Raw genomic sequence first — 18,536 nt, 5'->3', positions numbered from 1 at the left:
ATTATTTTAGGATTCAGAATCAGATTCAGGAATGGGGTCAGGTAATTGACCTACGAACACATATTGTAAGTCGTCTACCATCATGGTCTGCGCCCTTGTTCGACTATCACTCATAGACTCTGTTAGATCATCTTCTAGCTCCTTAGTTTCAACCAACACAAACCCAGATTCTTGCGTTGAAAGAATTATTTTCCAATCTTTCCGGGAATTGTCCCTCCAACTGAATTCTTTATCGATATTTTGTGCTGTGGAGTCAGTTTCTGCAGTTTGTGTATCTTGTAAAGCGCTAGTTAAACCCTGATAACTCATTGATTGTTCGTTGCTATGGCTAGTTGAGCTTGTTGAAAGTAATTCAGTTCGAGAATCTCCACTAATGGTTGCACTGGGTAGATCTTCTTCAATAGAACTTTGTGGTCCGCCACTAAGCGTAGTGGAGTGACTTGAGCTTAACTCAGATCCCGTTTCTGTGTTTTGTGTGTCGCTTGTCTGCGCTGCTTCGAAATCTACTTGTTGTTGTGCGCTAAATAAGGTGTGCTCAGGTGTTAGACTTACAAATTCAGCGTCATCATTCTCTGGTTTACTTCTTTCTACTTCTTCAAATAGTGTCGCTAAATCATCATCACTAGGTGGCGGAATTTGATTTCTTAAAATCTCTTTTAATAGGCTACGCTGCTCTTTAAAAGAAAATGAATCCCAATTTGTAGGGTGATTATTAATATAAGCGGCTAACTGCATGATAGTATAGGTGACATACAGATTGCATCGCTCTACATCTAAAGTTTCTTGCCAGTTTGTGCGTATAACTTTGATTTTTCCTGAGTATTTATCAGAAAGAATTTTGGAATCAACTAAAATTGCTCCTTTTTTTGTCACTACACAAAATACAGCATGCTTTGCCCGTGCTTTATTTCGATGTAATCCGATAGGGATGAACAACAATTGTTTTTGAGCAAAAGGTGCCAATGCTGCAAATTGCTCTACGGCTTCTTCCATAAAACTAGGAAGCTGATCTTCATAACAAATAATATGTCTCTCTATCAACACATCTCGTTGTGCAGACATATCAAGGTGTTTCTCTAAGGCGCAATCAATATTTACTGGTGTGGCCGTTTGTGCTTCATCAGTTGATTTAGTGATCTTGGTTTTTATAAAACGCAGAGTGGATTCTAAATCAAAATGTCTTAATTTATTTTCTGAAATACCAGATTTACGCTTTTGCTTTGCTTGAGCTTTAGCTTCCTTAAAGTTTAACTTTTTAAGGGGGGGAATCTCTGCTTTTTTTGACGCAACTTCAGGGGAAACCATATCAATAAATATCGGAATTTGATAAAAATAGCACTTTTCTTGTTTATCTGAATAAAAAGCGACTAGCTCATAAATATCATTCGGTTTCGGTCTAAATTCTTTTGCGAGAAGCTTGGCTTGAAGTGTATTAAAGGTGGTACGGATCAACGCATAGGATGTGTTACATGCTTTATCTGTCACAGATAAATCCTTTGAGCTGTGCTCCAGTAAACGCAGGCCTTCATTTTCTTTTTGTACAACGAAATAGAGTTGATGATCTATCGCCTGTGTATGGGCTGAAATGACATTTATTTTTACCGCTTGTAAATTTTTGTTCAGTGCTAAAAGCGATAAGAGCTGATTCAGCCCTATGACCATTTTCTTTCTTGGATCCCACACAACTGTGAATGCCTCAGAATACGCTGCAGGAAGGCTCAGAACTGATGCATTTTTTTGGGCTGGTTTGGGGGTATATTCGAATCTATATGGCTTATTTACGCAGGATGCTTTCTCAATACGAGCGTTAGGTATGTAGGTGGCTACAACAGAGTATACTTTAGTAACCCACTCATTATTTGGAACATTTGTAGCATAAATTGCTTTTTGCCATTGGTTATAAGCATCATAAATATGAATAGCAGCTTGACTGCTAGAGTGGCAACTATCGAACTCTGGATTAAAGAATAACTCGTAATTATTACTGTCTTTTTTTATCACGTCAAAATAGACAGCTCTTGTTGCTGAGGGATCATTTTCATCAACAATTTTGATCTGTAGCAGTTTTTGATCCCGCAGACTTAGGGGAATGCTCTCTAGCCCTTTAATTGTTTGTAGTCCATTTTCCTGCTTGCTGCCGTCATTCCAAAATACTTCAATAGGGAGGGCAGCAGTTGCTTTTGATTGTGAACAAGACGCTTCAGCCACCTGCATTCCTTAAGTTAATAAAAACACCTATGTTTTCATACTAGGGATATTGCAGCCAGTATGCCAAATATGAAAAATACGAATATTGAGGTAAGTTGTTTAAAATCAATGGCTTATATTTTTTTGGGGATAAAATGTTAATCCACGATTCATTTAGAATTTATTTTTCTTGTTGAATCAGTCATTTGAAAGTCTGAATTTAGAAATTCAGATAAAGCGAGATTTGCTTGCTTCGTTTGAGGACGGGGAGGGAGTAACTGAGCTAACTCATTTCCAATCAATGAAAAGCGGTAGTAGCCTAATACCAGTTGGCGGTGCTTTGGGGTAAGGCGTAAGGTGTCAAGTCCAAAATCCAGTAATACAGGCTGTTTAGCGGCAAGTTGGCCAGTTTCAAATTCCTGTTTAAGTAAAATACCTGCCTCAATAAGCGTTACGATATACGAGTATGGTATCCCAACTTTTGCTAAATTGAGCGTTTGCTTAGGGGATTTGCTGAGCCAATGTCGCCATCCGCCAGTAATACGATAATGGCTTAACAATTTAACCTGTGGATCACGATTGATGGTACAGGTTAAAGAAGTCACTTTTTCTATTATTTGTGCTTCTCTTTGGGTAAGTTGAGTTAAGCGCTTTAACGTGGCGATACTGAAATGGCCGGGAGATGTAATTTCTCGAGTGAGGATCTTCGCCCATAACTCTTGCATCTTTGGGTTATGGATAGTTTCAGCTAAATTATAAAAATGGTGAAGCCAGTCGGGATCAAGTTCAGCACCCGTAACATCTGCAGGGATCAAGGCCAAAGCTTGTTTGTATATGGCTTCTAGGTTTTGTTGGAAAACAGATGCTTGTTGTTCGTTTCGATACTTTGCCCGTTCGGTTAATGAAGCGTTGCTGGGTTGATATTTACCGTCTGCGGCCAATCCAATCCTCGGCGCTAAGCTAAGCAGCTTACGCTTAGCTGATACATCCTTGGTTTTATCATCTACTTGAGAAACGGAAATGCTCATAACATCATAGCTACTGCGAATTTTATTGACAGATAGTAACCGTAATTCGAGCAGAGTAACAACAGATTCATATTATTTTTACATCCATGACGCAACGCCAGTGATGCTTAGAAAATAAAAAACCGCACCAAGTTGAGTGCGGTTTTTTTAGTCTAAAAGATTATTTATTCAAACCATTATTAATGGCAATAATATCATCTTCGTTCAATGTTCCTGCGGCTTGTTTGAGCGCAAGAATTGACTTTATGTATGAGTAGCGTGCATCAGAAAGCTGGCGTTTTGAGTTATATAAATCACGAGTACGATTTAAAACGTCAACAATAGTGCGAGTACCTACTTCGAAGCCAGCTTGTGTGGCCTTTAATGCACTGTTTGATGAAAGTACAGACTGCTCATAAGCTTTAATAGAGCTTATGGATGCTTTTACATTGTTAAAGTTATTACGCACATTTTTCACCACACTGCGGTGAGTTTGCTCCAGTTTTTGGCTAGCGGTAACGTAGGCATATTGAGCCTGCTTAACTTGTGATGATACTGCAAAACCCTGAAAAATAGGTACGTTTAAGGTAATACCAATCGAGCGGTTATCACTGTCGGCGACGTTATCAAAAACGGTATTTCTATTTAGAGGGTTAGTAGGATCTGCTGGTATTTGCCCTTTACCATTGAAACTCTTGTTGTAACTACCATTTAAGCTAAGTGTTGGTAAATGACCAGCCCACTGAGCATCAATTGCTTCTTTTGCGATTTCTTTACCAATCTTATCAGACGTAAGGGCAATACTTTTATTTTCAGCAAGTTTTAGCCACTCATTGCTAGACTGAGGTGACGGTGACGTAGCTGAAAAACGTTTAGTATCTAAGGTATCAATGTTCAAATGGTCAACACCAGTGATTTCACGTAGTGCTTCATAACTGTTATCCAGTGTATTTTGCGCTAAGATTTCAGATGCTGTGGCTAAGTCATATTGCGCTTGCGCCTCATGAACATCAGTAATCGCTGTTAGACCTACCGCAAATCGTTGTTTGGTTTGCTCTAGTTGACGATCAATTGCACGTTTTTCGGCTTTCTTAAATTCGTAGTCATCTTTAGCGGTCAATACATCAAAGTAAGCTGAAGTGACGCGCATCATTAGGTCTTGTAATGCACCCGCATATTGTGAATCTGCTTGGGTCGCGGCCTTTTCTGCTATGTCTAGCCCAATCCATACACTGTGATTATAAAGGTTTTGGCTAAGTGTTACCCCAGCGCTGTAACCCTGAGCATTTGGGTTAGAATTAGCCCAAGTTTTGTTATAACCAACGGTACCACTGATGGTCGGCATTAATCCTGAGCGATTTTGCTCAATTTTTTCAAACAACGAATCACGTTGTGCTTTAGCTTGTAGCACGATTGGATCATTTGTCAGTGCTTGTTGATAAATCTGAAGTAAATTATCAGCATATGCCGCTGAAGACGTTGCCGCGAAGGCCAGTGCTGCGCATATGGATTTCATCTTAAATTTCATTTTCTGCCCTTTAGACATGATGCCTTTGTTCAAGACAATAACCTTAAAATTTACCTAAATTAATCAGTGTTTATCTATCTTAAATAATTTAGGTGGTTGGCGCTTCCCGACGCTTTCCTGTACAACTTGATGATAAATAGTAAAAATGAATTCTATTTCAGTCAACTTCGAAGTGTAACAGATTTTATCAGCTATCTGTGTGTTAACCTTAGAGAAAATTGAAACTGTCGGTTGCAAGAATTGGAATGAATGAATTTAATAATAATGATGTACAGTTGCTGAGTAAGCAAACGGTTTTCCAAGGTTTTTTTAAAGTTGAAGAATACCAATTTGTTCATCGGTTATTTGCAGGAGGTTGGAGCCAGCCTATAAGTCGAGAAGTGTTTGAGCGTGGAGATGCTGTTGTCGTATTACCTTATGATCCTGTATTGGATCAAGTGGTGTTGATAGAGCAAATACGTATTCCGGCATTGGGTAAAAATGAAAGTCCGTGGCTGTTAGAGTTAGTGGCTGGTATGGTTGATAAAAATCGCACACCAGAACAAGTAGCACACGCTGAACTTGCAGAGGAAGCAGGCGTAATAGCTCAAAAACTGACGTCTGTTAATCAAGTGATGGTTAGTCCTGGTGGCACATCAGAGCGGTTTTTCTTTTATTGGGCCAGAGTGGATGCATCCAAAGCGCAAGGGGTCCACGGTTTAGATTCGGAGCAAGAAGACATAAAGGTGCATGTGGTCTCAAGGGCTCAAGCTTATCAATGGTTGGAGCAAGGAAAAATTAACAATGCAGCTACAGTCATTGGCTTGCAATGGCTACAATTACACTATCAGCAATTGAGTGAATAATGGTCTCTATGACTCAGCGTCAGCAGCGGTATCGTCCTAATGTCAGTGAGTTCTTAGCCCTGTGTGGTCGTAACTATCACGCTTTACAACAGCTGTTGCCAGTCGATATGACCACTGGCGATACTTGGTCTATTTCGAGTAGTTCAGCGCATTTAGAGGTTCAGCTCTTAGAAAACACCAAGTATACCCAGCTTATCGAAATACGCCGCACTGTACCAAAGCATAATTATCTCAACCAACCCAAAGTGTTAGTCCGTTTATATCATGATGCTCGATTAGCAGAAGTGTTAAGCAGTCAACAGATTTATAAACTCCTTCCAGTGTATGATTATCCGAATCCGCAAATGCATCAAACTAACGAAAAATACCAAATGAATGCATTTTTATCTGAATTACTCATAACAGGTCGTCAAATGGCGATTGAAGATGATTGATGGATAGGGAAAGCAAAGTGACAAACTCTAGTACTACCTACACGGAACGACAACTTGACTGTATCCAATTGGTGCAGATCACAGACACGCATTTATTCGCTTCAGATGATGGCCAACTCTTGGGAGTTAATACATCTCAAAGTTTTGAAGCGGTCTTAGAATTAATCCTTAATAATGACCATCAAGCTGATTTGGTATTAATGACAGGTGACATCAGTCAAGACAATAGCGTTGAATCTTATTATCGTTTTGCTAATCAAAGTAAGCGCCTTGGTTTGCCTTGCCACTTTGTACCGGGTAACCATGACGAAAATCAAATGATGCATCAAGCCTTGCTGCAGCAAGGAGATCACCTTTTTCCTCAAAAGCATGTGATTTTTGATAACTGGCAGATTGTGATGCTAAATTCTACTATCGAAGGTAAGCCAGCTGGTCGAGTAGAAGAAGATCAATTTGAGCTGATAGAACAAGCGATACAAACTCATCCTAATAAACATCTATTGGTCGTGATGCATCATAATCCTATTCGGGTAGGCTGTCGCTGGTTGGATCAACACTGGATGCAAAATGGTGATGAGTTTTTGTCGAGAGTCAGTCGCCATTCTCAAGTAAAAGGGATTTTATGGGGGCACGTTCATCAAGAAGTGGATGAAATATATCAAGGGCCACACGTCGAAATTCCCTTACTGGCAACACCATCTACGTGCATTCAATTTACCCCTAAATCAAACCATTTTGCACTCGATGGGTTGCAGCCGGGTTATCGTTTGCTGCAATTGCATAGCGATGGTAGCATTCGCACAACTGTTTATCGTGTTAAAGGTGATCGTTTTTCACCGGAGCATGAAGCCAGCGGATATTAGTAGGCTAATTTCCGCAGAGTGAGGAACTATGCTGCTTTATATTCATGGATTTAACAGCTCCCCTCAGTCAGAAAAAGGACTTGAGACGGCGCAATTTATTGGACAACATTTTCCTGATTTACCCTTTTATCAGCCACAACTTCCTTATTGTCCACATAAAGCAATGGCACTACTAAAGAGCATTGTGGAGACAGCGCAAAATGATGCGCAACCACTGCGTTTTTTGGGTTCGTCATTAGGTGGTTACTTTGCAACACATCTAGTTGAGCAATATGGCGGTAAAGCCGTTTTGATCAATCCAGCTGTGAAACCCTATGAATCGATGAAAGATTGGCTTGGGCAGCAATATAACCCCTATACCCAAGAATACTTTGAAGTCATCCCTGAACATCAACAGCAATTACTTGAACTCAATACGCCTACCATTAGCCGACCTGATCAAATATATGTGTTACAACAAGCGCAAGATGAAGTATTGGATTACAGACAGGCATTAAGTAAGTATCATAGCTGTAAAATGACGTTGGAAGCCGGTGGTGATCATAGTTTCGTGGGCTATAAGAATCATTTACCTGCCATTGCTGAATTTTTACAGTTGACAAATTGTTAATTGGCATCGCAACATTGTTACCATAGAACAAATAGTTATACTCCCAATTATTAACCTAGAGACGCTAGAAACCAGTTATGACCAATCAATATACCTCTGATGCTATTGAAGTGCTAAACGGACTCGAGCCAGTTCAACGTCGTCCAGGCATGTATACGGATACCACCCGTCCTAACCACTTAGGTCAAGAGGTGATTGATAACAGTGTCGATGAAGCTTTAGCAGGACATGCCAGTAAAATTGACGTGATTTTGCATCAAGATAACTCACTAGAAGTAATTGATGACGGTCGTGGCATGCCGGTAGACATTCACCCAGAAGAAGGCATTCCTGGGGTTGAGCTGATTCTTACTAAGCTCCATGCTGGTGGTAAGTTTTCCAATAAAAACTACCAATTTTCTGGTGGCTTGCACGGGGTGGGGATCTCAGTCGTAAACGCCTTATCAAAACGCGTAGAAATTACAGTGCGCCGCAGTGCCAAAGTCTATCAAATGGCATTTGAAAATGGCGATAAGGTTGAAGAATTAGAAGAAATTGGCGTCTGTGGCCGTCGCAATACCGGTACAAGAGTGCATTTTTGGCCTGATGCCAGTTACTTTGATTCAGCTAATTTCTCCGTCACTAAGCTTACTTATTTACTGAGAGCAAAAGCCGTTCTGTGCCCCGGCTTAAAAATCAAATTTGCTAACAAGCAAACAGGTGAAACTCAAGAATGGCATTATGAAGATGGTCTAAATGATTATCTGCAAGAATCTACCAAAGGCAATGAAATGCTGCCGCCACAACCTTTTGTTGGCAGTATGAATGCCAAATTGGAAGCGGCAGACTGGGCGATAACGTGGCTTCCTGAAGGCGGAGAATGCCTTAACGAGAGTTACGTGAACTTGATCCCAACACCACTTGGTGGAACTCACGTCAACGGTTTTCGCCAAGGGCTATTGGAATCCATGCGAGAATTTTGTGAATTCCGCAATCTAACGCCTCGTGGCGTTAAACTGTCACCTGAAGACATTTGGGATCGCTCTTCATTCGTATTGTCCGTCAAAATGCAAGACCCACAGTTTGCTGGTCAAACCAAAGAAAAACTTTCGAGTCGTCAATGTGCCGCTTTTGTTTCTGGTATCGTTCGTGACGCTTTCTCTTTGTGGTTAAATTCAAATACCGAATACGCTGAAGCGTTGGCGGAAATGTGCATTAACAATGCGCAAAAGCGCCTAAAAGCAGCAAAAAAAGTCGCTCGTAAAAAAGTCACTCAAGGACCTGCCTTACCGGGTAAGTTGACTGACTGCAGCACTCAAGATCCTATGCGTGGCGAACTGTTCTTAGTGGAAGGGGACTCCGCTGGTGGTAGTGCGAAACAAGCGCGTGATCGTGAGTTTCAGGCCATTATGCCGCTTCGTGGAAAAATTCTAAACACATGGGAAGTCGATGCCTCACAGGTCTTAGCCTCACAAGAAGTTCATGATATTTCGGTTGCCATCGGTTGTGATCCTGACAATGAAGATATCTCTGAACTACGATACGGCAAAATTTGTATTCTTGCCGATGCTGACTCCGATGGACTTCACATTGCCACGCTGTTATGCGCTTTATTTATGAAGCACTATCGAGTGCTGGTTGAAAAAGGGCATGTTTACATTGCGATGCCTCCATTGTTCCGTATCGATATTGGCAAAGAAGTCTTTTATGCCTTAGATGAAGGGGAAAAGCAGGGCATACTTGATCGTATTGCCGCTGAAAATAAAAAAGGTAAAGTTCAAGTCACCCGCTTTAAAGGTCTGGGTGAAATGAATCCGTTGCAATTACGAGAAACCACCATGGATCCTAATACTCGTCGCTTAGTGCAACTCACTATTGATGATGCTGAAGAAACGTTAGCATTAATGGATATGTTACTGGCGAAAAAGCGCAGTGGTGATCGTAAGACTTGGCTCGAAACTAAGGGTGACCTTGCGGAAATTTGATTTGATGATTACACCATAAGGTTGCATTGGTACACCATAAGCTTGCATTTTTGCACACCATAAGTTTGCGCATTAACAAATGTTAACTTGCGTTAATATAGCGAAAGGAAGAATCTAGCGCTGTTACTATTCAGGAGCAGCGCTTATGTGGAAAAACGAAGAAAACAAAGATAGAAGAGACATTAAGAAATTGATGTCGAAATCTATAAACGTATTTCCTGCCAGAAAATCACTTGATGAGATTACTTTTACAGAAGGGACTCTTGAGGCAGACCTTTGTTATTACCTTGAATTTGACTGTAAAGTATTAAATTACCAGTCCCAACCTCCTCGTATCAAATATTTCCTCAATGATGAAAAACACAGTTACACAGCAGATCTATTAGTTAATTACTTTGATGGCAAGAAACGCCTTATCGAAATCAAGTTCAATCGAGATATTGCGCGAGATAATGACTTTGATGACAGGTGTTTAGCGATTAAGACTGCTTGTGAATCTGAAGGTTTCGAGTTTGAAGTGCTCACTGAAACTGAAATTCGACAACAGCCACTATATGAAAACCTTACGCTACTTTGGGCTTCTCATGATAAAGCTTTGGATAAAGGTTTTTTGGTAAAAGTAATTAATACCCTAGATCAAAATGATGATGTTTTAATTTCAGATTTATTGCCTAAAGCTAACTTTGATTCAGAACTTGAGCAAGTCTATAAGCTTATTTTCGAACGGAAGATTTTAGCTCCTATAGATACCGAGTTTTTATCAACTCAAACTTCGATTAAACATAGTGGTGAAAGTTATGAATGCTACTTATGAAACTGGTGATTTTATCACGATCAAAAATGATGATGTCAGTCATCAATATGAAATTATCTATAGCAGCCCAGATGTAATTAAATTAATTGATAGCTTCTCAGGAATCGCTTCGACAAGAAAAAGCCGAGAACTCGACGAGTTAATTGTATCCGGTATTGCAAACATTCACCAAAAAGATCTTCGCACAAGAAAGCTACTAGAAAACAACATAATAGATTTTGCCAGTTTTCCAGAAGAGTCAAAGAAGAAAGCAAGAGAGCGATATATTTTTGTTTCTGGAATTTTAGAACAAAATTTGAAGTCGTATAGCGCAGCGATACTTAAGCCTATTGTTGAACAAATTTATAACTCAAATTCATTCACTACTCTTACCAAAAAGCCAGGGATTCGAACGGTTCAATATTGGTTAAAGAGTTATAGAGATGCTAACTGTAGTATTCGGGCTTTACTTCCTATCTATCATGCAAAAGGGAATAGAAACGTTAAATTAGATGAAATAAAAGAGCCTTATATCGCGGCTGCGATTGAGTATTTCAAAACCCCTGAGCGCCCATCAATCTCTAGTGCATATGATTATCTTAAGACATTAATTAACTATGATAATAAGGTTCTTTCTAAATCAAAGAAAATAAAAGTTCCTTCTTTATCAGCATTTATAAAACGGTTAGAAAAGTTTGCAAAGAAAGAAATTTTTGCTGCAAGGTTAGGTAAAAATGAAGCTAGGAAAAGGTTCAAACTCAATCAACTTTCTCAAGAAATTAAGTTTATTCTTCAACGAGTAGAAGTTGATCATACTCAAGCAGATTTATTCATCGTAGATAGTGAGTTATCAATGATACTGGGGCGTCCATATATCACCGTATTACTTGATTATAAGTCTAAATCAATTTTAGGGTTCTACATTGGTTTTGAGAAACCTTCTTATTTAAGTGTTGCGAGAGCATTAAAGCATGCCATTCTACCAAAAACATACCTAAAAGAACTTTATCCTGAGGTAGAAAATGAGTGGGATTGTTATGGTATTCCGAAAACATTAGCTGTTGATAGAGGAAAAGATTTTGAAAGTGTTGCCTTAATTGACGCATGTCATGATTTGAATATTAGAATTGAACGAAACCCAGCTAAACACCCTTGGTATAAAGGTTCTGTTGAATCTTTTTTTAAGAGTATCAATACTAAGTTGCTCGACGATATGAAAGGAAAAGTTTTCCCGGATATTGTTGATACTAATCTCTATAATCCTCAAAAGCATGCTGTGATAACAATGGATTTATTTTTAAAGTTGTTCCATGTTTGGGTTGTTGATGTTTATCAACAAGATTTAGTCTCTGAAGGTACAATTATTCCTAGTGTTAGCTGGCAAGAAGATCTTAAATCAGTACCTAGGAGGGTTATGAATAAGGATGATTTAGATATTGTTCTTTCAGAGATGACTGATAGAAAGAATAGCCCAGCCGGAATCGTGTTTGATCATATTTGGTATGACAATGATGAATTGTTGAAATACAGATCAGAAGTAGGATTTACTAAGGTTACGATTAAATATAACAGAGAAGAACTTGGATATATTTATGTTTTGGATGAACGAAATCCTTCTGAAAGACACTATTTCAAAGTGCCTGCAATTAATCAAAAATATGCAAAAGGTCTGAGCTTGCACCAACATCAAGTGATCAAGTCGTTCAATAAAAACAAGCTACAAAAAGAGCACAACCCAGAAGACTTAGCTGTTGCCAAAATGAAAATTATGCAACTGATTTCAAATTTTTTAGATTCATCAAGTTCCAAAAAAACCTCATCAAGCCAAAAGCTCTCAAGATTTTTGAATGTGGGGCAGCAAACAGACCAGACGGTCAACTCATCTGTGATTAATCCAAGGAGGCTTAGTAATAATACATTGCAAGATATATCCGAAAATGAAGCATCCTCCAATAACTTGATTGAAGAACTTGAATTCTTTAATGGCGAGGCCAATACACTGCCTGATGAACTGGATTTCTAATTGAATCTCTTAGGGCTCAATTCCTCACAGCTCGCTGTGGGGATTATTTATTGGGAGAGGTTATGTTAAAAGGTAAATCTGAATCCATAAAAGCTTTAAATTTTTTTATTGCCACTCATCAATTAAATGAAATCTTACAAGCAATGAAAAAATCTCGTGAATTTAGCAAGATAAATAACTATGAAGTCATGCCTAAATGCATGATCTTATTAGGTGAAACTGGAGTAGGTAAAACGTATTTTATTGAACAGTATCTTAAAAAGCATTCGAAGTATGATGTTAATGGTAATAATGGTGAAAAAACGGTAGTACCAGTTTTGTATTGTCAACTTCCTAAAGCAAAACACCCTAAACCTGTCGTGTCACAATTATTATATGAGTTAGGTGATCCTTTGGAGGGGCTCAAGGGAGATGTTCGTGAATTAACAACAAGATTAATTAGGTTATTGAAAATAGCAGGAACTGAGTTGATCATCATCGACGAAGTTCAACATGCAATTGAAACTACCAATAAGAATGTGATTCAAGAGATCGGAGAGTGGTTCAAAATCTTAATTAATGAGAGCCGCATTCCTGTCATGTTAGTCGGTGTACCTTGGGCTAAGCCAGTAATCGATATTAATGCTCAATTGAGCCGAAGAGTAAGGTGTCGATATGAATTAACAAATTATACTTTAGCAAACTTTAAAGAATTTCAGATGTTTCTCCAAAAAGTACAAGAGCGGTTGCCCATAAAAACTTATCAATCGATATGGCAAGTGGAAATGGCGTTCAGGCTATTTTCTGCATCAAGAGGTAATATTTCAGAACTCATGGACGGCACTATACTTCCCGCATGCGAATTGGCGATTGAAAATGAAAGGAATTTTGTTGTAAAGGACGATTTTATTCAAGCTGTTAATGACAATGCAAATTTCAAAGGAAAGAATCCATTTCTAATTGAATCTATTCAAGATGTGACGGCACACCAGCAAAAATCAGCATCCAGTTTGAAGGAAAACGCAAAAAGAAAAGAGCAAAGAGTTGTAGATGCTGTTTTCGCTAAGGTCAAATTTGAAGATTTGAATTTATCAGATGTTCTCTCTAAGAGATGATGGAAATAAGCTATGCCCTTTAATTCTTAAAGAATTCGATTCAATATCAAATTGTTGGGATACTCTTTGGCAATGAAATTTCTCACACGAAATAAATTGTTTCCAGAAGAAACTCTAGAAAGTTATTTTATTCGTTGTGCTCGAAGTAATGGGTTTCAAAAAATAAGCTTATTTCTTCCAAGCTTAAATGCTTTTATTAGTCTGCGAGATAAAGAGCTAAAAGGTGTTTTACCTGCTAGCCTATCTAGGCTGAATTTACACAAAGCCCATAGTTCAAGTGCATATCGTGTACAAGCGATAAAACTACTAGAGGAGTTTTGCGATTTGCAACCCAGTAGCTTGTTAAGGGTATCTGTGTTGAGAACCAATAAACACTTTGGAAGTTATGTGGCATTAGCAAGAAGTAATGTGCTTTTTCCAAATATCATGCTTAGAGATAATGTAATCCCTATCTGCCCCATCTGCCTTCAAGAAAGAAATTATATTCGATTCATTTGGCATTTAAAGCCCATACAGTGCTGTCCTATGCACCAAGTAAAGCTAATTTTTAACTGCCCTAAATGCGGGAATGATATCAACTACATTCAAAATGAAAATGTAGAGCTTTGCTCATGTGGTTTTGATTTAAGGCAAATCAAACCACCAAAAAAGATTGAAGAATCTATCTCGACATCGTTTTTTGAATCACCAGAAAATGCTGAACACCTCTCGCTAGAGTTTGGTAAATATTTATGGTTTTCAAAGCATGCTGGTATCGCTCTTGATGATGAGTGCTTTCTTTCAAAGTTCAGTAGTTATTTTTCCTACTGGCCTGACAATTACTTGTCTTATCTGAAAACACAAGAAAACAACGCTATTGAAATGCAGACTTCAGGATTTAACCAAATTTCAGTAAACGACATCTGGCGTGATCAATTACGGAATTTGAAGCTTGCTTCGACTAACAAAACGAATAATTTAGTTTTAGAACAGTTGACTAACTATTTTATTGACTTAGTAAGACGTTACCCAAAATGCGAGCATGCCAATATTGCGGATACGCTAATTAATCAATTGGATAGTGCACTATTGCTCAGGACATCCGCTGAGCAAGTGTTTCGACTGTTGGAGGATGGATACTTGAGAGTCAAGTTCGGAGTCCCAACTGAGGCCATTTACAAGCCTCATATTCCGATTTTTTACTTGAGAGAGGTTATTGAGCTAGCCGAAGCACAAGGCGCAAACACTATCACGTCAAATCACATCATATCGGCTTGGTGAAATGGAAAGTCTTAAAGAGTTACTCGACAATGAAACTGTCTCTTTGAGAAATAACAAAATTCGAGATCGGCTGAAACCCTCAAACTCACCGATTGAGGCTTCAGGTTTTGAAGCGCAGATGTTTCTGATACTTATCAACCTTGGATACTCAAAGAATGAACACATTGATTTACTAGATCTTCATTCGGCAAAACAATTTTTAAATAACAAAAAATATTTTGGCATAACCCTGTCAGAATCAGCTTGGATACATACACATAACTCGAAATATCCTGACATTCGAATACGAGAACAGGTGATAAGAGCCAGAATTTTAAATAAGGGAATTAATGGTGTATGCAGTGAAGGCTGTACCGACTCGACTCGTTATGGTTATTCTCATAATGGTGGTCGTGTAACAAGATCTTTTCCTTTAATCACAGAATTTTGTTGGAATGGAAAAGTAACCTGTTTAGCCGAATTAGTTGCAAATTGTGAAGCTATTTGGATAGAGCAATTTCTAGATCTTGGTTTCAGTCTTCAATACATAGACATAGTGGTTAAAATATTAAAAAGCTCATTGGCAACGCATGTACCTAATCAAGTTCACAATACCATCCAACTTAGATTCCCATATAAAGATGATTATTTAGCTATTACTCCAGTTGTTAGCCATAGGGTGCTGTCAGAACTTCAAAAAGCCTGTGCGAATGATAGCCTTAGATGTAGGAGCATTCTTTATCCTCAAAAGGGGTACACGAATACTGGAAGTTTGCTTACAGCATTGGGTGGAAGAATAAATGTACTTAGCTATTACCCGAATACGATGCATCACCTTCAAGAGTTAGAAAAGTACGTTAACCAACTCACAGACGAAAGCCTGTTTTACAAAAAACCTCTTAGCTTCAATCGGTTTAAAAAAGCGCTTTACGAAATTACATTTTCGGTTCGCTACCCAACACTTCGAGCCAAGCGCCTTGCTCGTATTGATGCAATTAAAGTCATACGCAGAGTTATCTACTTGTGGTTGTTCAGAATATTGAGATCTAAAAAATATGCCAATCTTGATGAAGAAAAGCTAAGAGAAGGCTCATTGATAAAAGAATTAGTCGAATATGGGAACGCTGAGGTACAAAGCCTAGCGGTTAAGCTGAGTGCCAAACTTAACCTGCAACTAAGCGAAATTGATGCCACTCAAAAATTTGCTTACCATCCCAAGCTGCTTGAATTGCTAAAGCGTCAAATAAAATATGTGTTACATGGCAGAGGTGCTTATGATGAACACCTTCAATCCAATTTTACTTACCTTCATGTTAAAAATATAACGGCTGAAGATATTAATACCATGAGCAATTTGTATCTATGGGGAATGCCTTCGATCATTGCTCTGGCGGGTTTTTCTCATGAATTTGAGCTAAATTTAAGGCGGTCTGGTATTTATTTGAAAGTATTAGGAGTTGCGATATTCGTTCACTCTTATCAAGTAAAGTGCTATTCATCATTACCTGAATTTGACCGTATAAATGGTAAAGCGGGTCAATATACGCCTGTCCGACCAGCGTTGTTCGACCTTCCTAAAAGCAAAATGAAATTTGATTTGGTTTTTCGTTTAGCTGGGCTAAATAATATGCAAGCTAACGTCAATCTTGAGGTTTTGGCCAACTCATTTCCAGAACGGATCATGGGTGGTGAAATTTTTCTTTCGCATAAAAAGATTAAGAAACAATTTTACCTCACTTCAAATATTCAAGAACTCTTTTCATTCTTAAGGTTTATTTCGCATAAAGGATGCTGGTTATGTCCAACTGATCACAGAATTAGATGCATTTCTGATCTATCTAGTTTACTTAAACGAGACCAAGAACTAAAACCCGTCCATGTAGGTTATGCATATTTAGAGCAACCGAAATCTAGAGAGGGGGCTATCAGTCCAAGACATTGTTTTGGTGAGCCTATATTAGGTATAGCTAAATGTGTACATCCGGTTGATGCGAATAACAAAGGATTAAAATTCTTCTTTGATAACGCATTTTGGGCACCCAAAATCTCTGAGTACAGCACTTTGATGACAAAATAACAGGAGGAATATCGTGGATATCCCTGTGAGTTTATCTTATAGCGGTTCAATACGCCCATCCCCCGCTATTTTTTACTGTAAGTCAGCAGACTCTGATGTCAAATTACCAATTTCTATCGTCAACCTAGTAGCAAATTCACCAACTTCAGCTTTCAGTGAGGGTCATCAAGAGCAAGGGGTCATTAAAAATATAAATGCTTATGAGCTAGGGCGACCACAGCTTCACTGTGCTCCATATTGTCATGTACCTTATGAGGCCAAATGGTTTTATTGTAAATTTTCATTAAAGCTTCGAGCAGATAGCCTTAAGCCACATGGGCATGATGATCTAAAAGTTTCTAAATACCTCCAGCGTTTCGCTAAAAGCTATAAGGAGCAAAATGGATACCATGAATTAGCAAAGCGCTATGCTAAAAATATTCTTCGTGGTCAGTGGCTATGGAAAAATATTGAATCAGACCGGCCAATCACATTATCAATTAAACGTAGAGGTAACCTGCTAATAAAAGTCAAAAACATTCAAAGCTTACAATGGAGTGATGGCTGGGAAGGTTATCAAGATGACCTAGATGAATTAACAGCACTTATTGATACAGCGTTGTCATCTACAGGTACTTTAACACTACAAATTAAAGCCAAAATTAGGGCTGAAACTCTGCAAGAGATAATCCCAAGTCAACTCGTACACTCAGAAGCTGAACGTAGAGCAGGTAAAGAACCTACGGTTGCAGAAACGAGTCTTAACTCTGAGCAAATGACGGTATGTTTCACGAAATACAAAGTGGGCGCTGGAATTCAATTGATTGATGACTGGATTGATATAGAGGAGCCAATTCGAGTGAGTGAGTATGGCGCTGTTCATGGTCAGCATATTGCGCTAAGAGTGCCTAGAAATAGACAAGATGTGTATTCGCTGTTACCTAAGGTGCCATTTTATATTCGATTTTTAAGGTACAACAAATTAGGGGAGGATGAGATCTCAAACGAAATCCACTACTTAATGGCGATGCTCGTTAAAGGTGGCGTTTTTAATCGTAAAAGTGATAAAGCATGAGGTAAGTGATTATGCGCAATCGTTACTATTTTATGATCAAGTATTTACCCGAAAACGCTAGTAATTCATTACTAGCGGCAAGATGTATTTCTGTCCTGCATGGTGTTGTAAGCCACAACGGACAAACAAGCATTGGAGTATCTTTTCCAAAGTGGTCAGATTCAGACATCGGGGGACAAATCGGTTTTGTATCTAATAATTACAGAAACCTTGAATCATTTAGAAAAAATCGATATTTCAATATGATGAATGAAGATGGACTTTTCTTTGTTTCAAATTCAGAAGAAGTCCCTAACGGTTTAAAAGAAGTTCAATATATAAGAAATAACGGTATTGCTAAAAATACGTTACGAGAACGGCAACGCCGAATTGAGCGATGTAAACGAAGAGCTGAAAAAGCTGGTCGAGAGTATCAACCCAAGCATAGTTTTAACGAAAGGGACTTTAGTCACTTTCATAAGTTGATAGTTGAAAGCACAAGCAGCCATAAAGCCTTTCCTTTGTATATTCAAAAAAAATCTGCCGTAGGTTATGCCGCAAATTGTGACTTTGGTCACTATGGCCTAGCTTCAAATCAGATATCAATAGGAACTGTACCAGATCTAAACTTTGACCATGAAATTTTGTGAGAATTAAATCTCATTAGATATTAGGAGGTTAGATGATGTTGAAATCTGATTGGTACTTTACTAAAAATCCATTTAACTATCAGAAATGTTTGGGTTTTTGTTTTGATTTTTCTTGTGACCTACCGCACAGGTAGCCGAAAATATTGGGCTTTGGCTTTTTGCTCGTCCGTGTAGGTGACCTACCGCACA

15 protein-coding genes are annotated in these 18,536 nt (G+C 38.6%); 12 read left to right on the top strand and 3 right to left on the bottom strand.

Annotation, left to right across the window (positions count from 1 at the left end; genetic code table 11):
- Positions 1 to 6 precede the first annotated feature (6 nt).
- The 3 genes from AC1EU0_RS05080 to tolC all read right to left on the bottom strand — a co-directional run bounded on the left by AC1EU0_RS05080 (position 7) and on the right by tolC (position 4,722).
- Positions 7 to 2,208, bottom strand: a complete 2,202-nt coding sequence (locus AC1EU0_RS05080; RefSeq protein WP_480300890.1) for a hypothetical protein — start codon at positions 2,206 to 2,208, stop codon at positions 7 to 9.
- A gap of 149 nt (positions 2,209 to 2,357) precedes the next feature.
- Positions 2,358 to 3,215 carry a TIGR03899 family protein gene (locus tag AC1EU0_RS05075; RefSeq protein ID WP_480300889.1) on the bottom strand — a complete coding sequence of 286 codons (858 nt, stop codon included), beginning with the start codon at positions 3,213 to 3,215 and terminating at the stop codon, positions 2,358 to 2,360.
- 160 nt (positions 3,216 to 3,375) lie between these two features.
- Entirely contained in the window at positions 3,376 to 4,722 is a 1,347-nt protein-coding gene (gene tolC / locus AC1EU0_RS05070; RefSeq protein ID WP_480300888.1) for an outer membrane channel protein TolC, read from the bottom strand.
- A 245-nt stretch (positions 4,723 to 4,967) separates the two neighbouring features.
- On the opposite strand from tolC, the gene nudF reads away from it, so the two are divergent.
- The 12 genes from nudF (at position 4,968) to cas6f (ending at position 18,347) form a co-directional block, all read left to right on the top strand.
- Positions 4,968 to 5,567: an ADP-ribose diphosphatase gene (gene nudF, locus AC1EU0_RS05065; RefSeq protein WP_480300887.1), complete on the top strand. Its 600-nt coding sequence runs from the start codon at positions 4,968 to 4,970 to the stop codon at positions 5,565 to 5,567.
- On the top strand, positions 5,567 to 6,001 hold the full coding sequence (locus tag AC1EU0_RS05060) for a DUF1249 domain-containing protein (RefSeq protein ID WP_480300885.1): 435 nt from the start codon (positions 5,567 to 5,569) through the stop codon (positions 5,999 to 6,001). The genes nudF and AC1EU0_RS05060 overlap by 1 nt, the downstream gene beginning before the upstream one ends.
- Positions 6,002 to 6,018: 17 nt before the next feature.
- Positions 6,019 to 6,864: a 3',5'-cyclic-AMP phosphodiesterase gene (gene cpdA / locus AC1EU0_RS05055; RefSeq protein ID WP_480300883.1), complete on the top strand. Its 846-nt coding sequence runs from the start codon at positions 6,019 to 6,021 to the stop codon at positions 6,862 to 6,864.
- Positions 6,865 to 6,892: 28 nt separating this feature from the next.
- A complete protein-coding gene (locus AC1EU0_RS05050) occupies positions 6,893 to 7,474 on the top strand; it encodes a YqiA/YcfP family alpha/beta fold hydrolase (protein WP_480300882.1) in 582 nt (193 codons plus the stop codon).
- A 77-nt stretch (positions 7,475 to 7,551) separates the two neighbouring features.
- On the top strand, positions 7,552 to 9,438 hold the full coding sequence (parE, locus tag AC1EU0_RS05045) for a DNA topoisomerase IV subunit B (protein WP_480300880.1): 1,887 nt from the start codon (positions 7,552 to 7,554) through the stop codon (positions 9,436 to 9,438).
- A gap of 145 nt (positions 9,439 to 9,583) precedes the next feature.
- A complete protein-coding gene (locus tag AC1EU0_RS05040; RefSeq protein ID WP_480300878.1) occupies positions 9,584 to 10,252 on the top strand; it encodes a Tn7 transposase TnsA N-terminal domain-containing protein in 669 nt (222 codons plus the stop codon).
- Positions 10,236 to 12,254, top strand: coding sequence for a Mu transposase C-terminal domain-containing protein (locus AC1EU0_RS05035; RefSeq protein ID WP_480300876.1), 2,019 nt, complete (start codon positions 10,236 to 10,238; stop codon positions 12,252 to 12,254). Before AC1EU0_RS05040 ends, AC1EU0_RS05035 begins: the two co-directional genes overlap by 17 nt.
- Positions 12,255 to 12,316: 62 nt before the next feature.
- Positions 12,317 to 13,348 carry a TniB family NTP-binding protein gene (locus AC1EU0_RS05030; protein WP_480300874.1) on the top strand — a complete coding sequence of 344 codons (1,032 nt, stop codon included), beginning with the start codon at positions 12,317 to 12,319 and terminating at the stop codon, positions 13,346 to 13,348.
- 72 nt (positions 13,349 to 13,420) lie between these two features.
- Positions 13,421 to 14,608, top strand: a complete 1,188-nt coding sequence (locus AC1EU0_RS05025; protein WP_480300872.1) for a TniQ family protein — start codon at positions 13,421 to 13,423, stop codon at positions 14,606 to 14,608.
- A gap of 1 nt (position 14,609) precedes the next feature.
- Positions 14,610 to 16,664 carry a type I-F CRISPR-associated protein Csy2 gene (locus AC1EU0_RS05020; protein ID WP_480300871.1) on the top strand — a complete coding sequence of 685 codons (2,055 nt, stop codon included), beginning with the start codon at positions 14,610 to 14,612 and terminating at the stop codon, positions 16,662 to 16,664.
- A 13-nt stretch (positions 16,665 to 16,677) separates the two neighbouring features.
- Positions 16,678 to 17,718 (top strand): type I-F CRISPR-associated protein Csy3, encoded by a 1,041-nt coding sequence (gene csy3 / locus AC1EU0_RS05015; protein ID WP_480300869.1) that lies wholly within the window; start codon positions 16,678 to 16,680, stop codon positions 17,716 to 17,718.
- A gap of 11 nt (positions 17,719 to 17,729) precedes the next feature.
- On the top strand, positions 17,730 to 18,347 hold the full coding sequence (gene cas6f / locus AC1EU0_RS05010; RefSeq protein ID WP_480300867.1) for a type I-F CRISPR-associated endoribonuclease Cas6/Csy4: 618 nt from the start codon (positions 17,730 to 17,732) through the stop codon (positions 18,345 to 18,347).
- The last annotated feature ends 189 nt before the right edge of the window (positions 18,348 to 18,536 follow it).

It is taken from the genome of Parashewanella sp. 2210YD4-3, assembly GCF_056591735.1.
Note: the sequence above shows the minus strand (reverse complement) of the source record. Positions and strands in the feature narration are given on the sequence as shown.

Coding starts and splice junctions, on each gene's coding strand:
- AC1EU0_RS05075 (WP_480300889.1), bottom strand. CDS start 3,215: ATGAGCATTTCCGTTTCTCAAGTAGATGATAAAACCAAGGATGTATCA.
- tolC (WP_480300888.1), bottom strand. CDS start 4,722: ATGAAATTTAAGATGAAATCCATATGCGCAGCACTGGCCTTCGCGGCA.
- nudF (WP_480300887.1), top strand. CDS start 4,968: ATGAATGAATTTAATAATAATGATGTACAGTTGCTGAGTAAGCAAACG.
- AC1EU0_RS05060 (WP_480300885.1), top strand. CDS start 5,567: ATGGTCTCTATGACTCAGCGTCAGCAGCGGTATCGTCCTAATGTCAGT.
- AC1EU0_RS05050 (WP_480300882.1), top strand. CDS start 6,893: ATGCTGCTTTATATTCATGGATTTAACAGCTCCCCTCAGTCAGAAAAA.
- parE (WP_480300880.1), top strand. CDS start 7,552: ATGACCAATCAATATACCTCTGATGCTATTGAAGTGCTAAACGGACTC.
- AC1EU0_RS05040 (WP_480300878.1), top strand. CDS start 9,584: ATGTGGAAAAACGAAGAAAACAAAGATAGAAGAGACATTAAGAAATTG.
- AC1EU0_RS05035 (WP_480300876.1), top strand. CDS start 10,236: ATGAATGCTACTTATGAAACTGGTGATTTTATCACGATCAAAAATGAT.
- AC1EU0_RS05030 (WP_480300874.1), top strand. CDS start 12,317: ATGTTAAAAGGTAAATCTGAATCCATAAAAGCTTTAAATTTTTTTATT.
- AC1EU0_RS05025 (WP_480300872.1), top strand. CDS start 13,421: ATGAAATTTCTCACACGAAATAAATTGTTTCCAGAAGAAACTCTAGAA.
- AC1EU0_RS05020 (WP_480300871.1), top strand. CDS start 14,610: ATGGAAAGTCTTAAAGAGTTACTCGACAATGAAACTGTCTCTTTGAGA.
- cas6f (WP_480300867.1), top strand. CDS start 17,730: ATGCGCAATCGTTACTATTTTATGATCAAGTATTTACCCGAAAACGCT.